Raw genomic sequence first — 2,701 nt, 5'->3', positions numbered from 1 at the left:
TCGCCTTTTTTGGCGAAACAACCTCCCAAACGCCTGAATAAGTTCAGGTTTGCTTGGGCCAGGTAGTCTGGAGGGTTGCCCGAAATCGGGCAAGGCGACGACTATAGCCAGAAGGCCATTTGCACGCAAGCGCGCAAATGGCCCGGCCGTCCGAAAAAATCACCGCCCGCGGCTGGACGCCGCGAAAGCATAATCCGACGGGTCGAGCCAGCGCTGCAGCGGCGCGACATAGGCGGCCCACCCTTCCGGGCGTTCCAGATAGGCGTCGATCTTCGCCATCACTTCCTTGCCGAGCACACCCGAGGAACAGGCGATATAGCCCTCATTATAGGCCGGCGTTCCCTTCACCTTCAGAACGGCGAAATCGTCCTTGAGATGCAGCGACTCGCGGTAAAACTTGATCTCGGACGGGCTGGCGAAAATGAAATCGATCCGGTTGGCGTGCAGCAATTCGAGCAGCTGCGGGCTGTCCACCGTCTTCTGCAGCTTGGCCTTTCGCCCATCGGACGCGATGAATCCGTTGATCGCCGGCAGATAATCGCGCGATGCGATATAGCCGCCGGAGAAAGTGTCGTCCTTTGCCAGCAGGGACAGATCGACGTCGCCTGTCGCGGCGAACGGCAGGAATTCGGTCAATCGGGTCGTACGGACCGCCAGGCGATAGCCGGGATTGAGCACCGGATGTTTGCTGAACACCGCGTTCCAATGCGACGCGGTGTTGTGCGTCACCCAGTTGAAGCAGACGCCGTCGCGGGTTTCCAGCTCATGCCAATTGCGCGCGATGGCGCCTTTGACGATCTGGTGGTCATAGTCGGGCAAGGCGGCGATCAGCACCTTCAATTGCTGTTCGGCGAACCCGCCGCCGGCCATGTCGCCCTCGAAAATGGTGGCCGGCGGTAAATCCGCGGTCATCCAGGTGATGCCGCTCTTCGCCTGCGCGCTTCCCATTGCCGCCAAAGCCGCGATCGCGGCCAGCGCCCCTTTCCATCCTGCCATCTGTAGAGCCCCCTTCAGCTCTAAATCGATTGTAACGGCAATTCAGCGCAAAATCTTCATCGCCGAATCGAGCCCAGCCAAGGTCAATGGGAACATGCGTCCTTTCATCAGCCGCTGGATCAACTCGGTCGACGAGGTGTAGCGCCAATGCTGTTCGGGAGTCGGATTGAGCCAGACGGCGTTGGGGAACTGGTCTACGAAGCGCTGGAGCCAGACCGCCCCCGCTTCCTTGTTCCAATGTTCGACGCTGCCGCCCGGTTCGAGGATCTCGTAGGGGCTCATCGCCGCGTCGCCGACGAAGATCAGCTTGTAGTCGGAGGGATAGAGCCGCAGCACGTTCCAGCTATCCACCGCGTCCTGGCGCCGAACATTGTCGCGCCACAGCCGTTCATAGGGACAATTGTGGAAGTAATAATGTTCGAGATGTTTGAATTCGCTGCGCGCCGCCGAGAATAACTCGTCGCAGACGCGGATATGATCGTCCATCGAGCCGCCGACATCGAGGCACAGCAGCACCTTCACCTTATTGTGCCGCTCGGGCACCAGTTTCAGGTCGAGCGAACCGGCATTGCGCGCCGTCGCGGCGATGGTGCCGGCCAGATCCAGCTCGGTCTCGGCTCCTTCCCTCGCCCAGCGCCGCAAGCGCCGCAGCGCGATCTTGATGGTGCGGGTGCCCAGCTCGACCTTGTCGTCGTAATTGCGGAATTCGCGGCGATCCCACACTTTTACCGCACGCCGATTGCGGCCCTGCGCCTGGCCGATCCGCACGCCTTCCGGGTGGTAGCCATGGGCGCCGAACGGCGAGGTTCCCGCGGTGCCGATCCATTTCGAGCCGCCCTCGTGGCGCTCCTTCTGCTCCTCGAGGCGCTTTCTCAGCGTCTCCATCAGCGTGTCCCAGCCGCCCAAGGCCTCGATGGCGGCCTTCTCCTCCTCGGATAGCACCCGTTCCTTGAGCGCCTTCAGCCATTCCTCGGGGATTTCCCCCTCGACGGCGGCGAAGAGGTCTTCCATGCCTTGGAAATAGGCGCCGAACACCCGGTCGAACTTGTCGAAATTGCGCTCGTCCTTGACCAGGCAGCCGCGCGCCAGGTGATAGAAGCTCTCAATTTCGATGCCGGCCAGGCCGGCCTTCATCGCTTCCATCAAGGTCAGATATTCGGTGATCGAGACCGGCAGCTTGGCATCCTTCAGAGCCAAGAAGAACCGGATGAACATCTAACGTTCCCGCTTGGACAGGAACACCAGCCGCTCGAACAGATGGATGTCCTGCTCGTTCTTCAGCAGCGCGCCGTACAGCGGCGGGATCGCCTTCTGCCCGTCCTTCGAGCGCAGCGCCTCGGCCGGAATGTCTTCGGCCAGCAGCAGCTTCAGCCAATCCAGCATCTCGGAGGTCGACGGCTTCTTCTTCAGCCCCGGCACCTCGCGCAGGTCGAAGAAGCTGGTCAGCGCCTCGTTCAGCACGTCGCGCTTCAGCTTGGGAAAGTGTACCTCGACGATGCGCTCCATCGTCTCGCGGTCGGGGAAGCGGATGTAATGGAAGAAGCAGCGGCGCAGAAAAGCGTCGGGCAGATCCTTCTCATTGTTCGAGGTGATCACCACCACCGGACGCTGGCGCGCCTTCACCGTCTGGCGCGTCTCGTAGACATGGAATTCCATGCGGTCGAGTTCGAGCAGCAGATCGTTGGGGAATTCGATGTCGGCCTTG

Annotated in this window: 3 protein-coding genes; all 3 read right to left on the bottom strand. The window is 61.2% G+C overall.

Going from position 1 to position 2,701, the window contains the following annotated elements; all coding sequences use genetic code 11:
• Nucleotides 1-159: 159 nt before the first annotated feature.
• Nucleotides 160-996 carry a hypothetical protein gene (locus tag JOZ06_RS04805; RefSeq protein WP_293229350.1) on the bottom strand — a complete coding sequence of 279 codons (837 nt, stop codon included), beginning with the start codon at nucleotides 994-996 and terminating at the stop codon, nucleotides 160-162.
• 42 nt (nucleotides 997-1,038) lie between these two features.
• Entirely contained in the window at nucleotides 1,039-2,211 is a 1,173-nt protein-coding gene (locus JOZ06_RS04800) for a VWA domain-containing protein (RefSeq protein ID WP_293229347.1), read from the bottom strand.
• Nucleotides 2,212-2,701 (bottom strand): MoxR family ATPase (locus JOZ06_RS04795; RefSeq protein ID WP_293229315.1); only part of this gene is annotated, 490 nt, incomplete at its 5' end. It abuts the gene before it with no gap.

The organism is Paludibacterium sp. (genome assembly GCF_019232825.1).
Taxonomy (GTDB): Bacteria; Pseudomonadota; Gammaproteobacteria; order Burkholderiales; family Chromobacteriaceae; genus Paludibacterium.
The sequence above is the reverse complement of the archived record's forward strand: the minus strand, read 5'-3'. Positions and strand labels throughout refer to the sequence as shown.

What these genes read in the sequence shown, in the direction of transcription:
- JOZ06_RS04805 (WP_293229350.1), bottom strand. Translation starts at nt 996, where the DNA reads ATGGCAGGATGGAAAGGGGCGCTGGCCGCGATCGCGGCTTTGGCGGCA.
- JOZ06_RS04800 (WP_293229347.1), bottom strand. Translation starts at nt 2,211, where the DNA reads ATGTTCATCCGGTTCTTCTTGGCTCTGAAGGATGCCAAGCTGCCGGTC.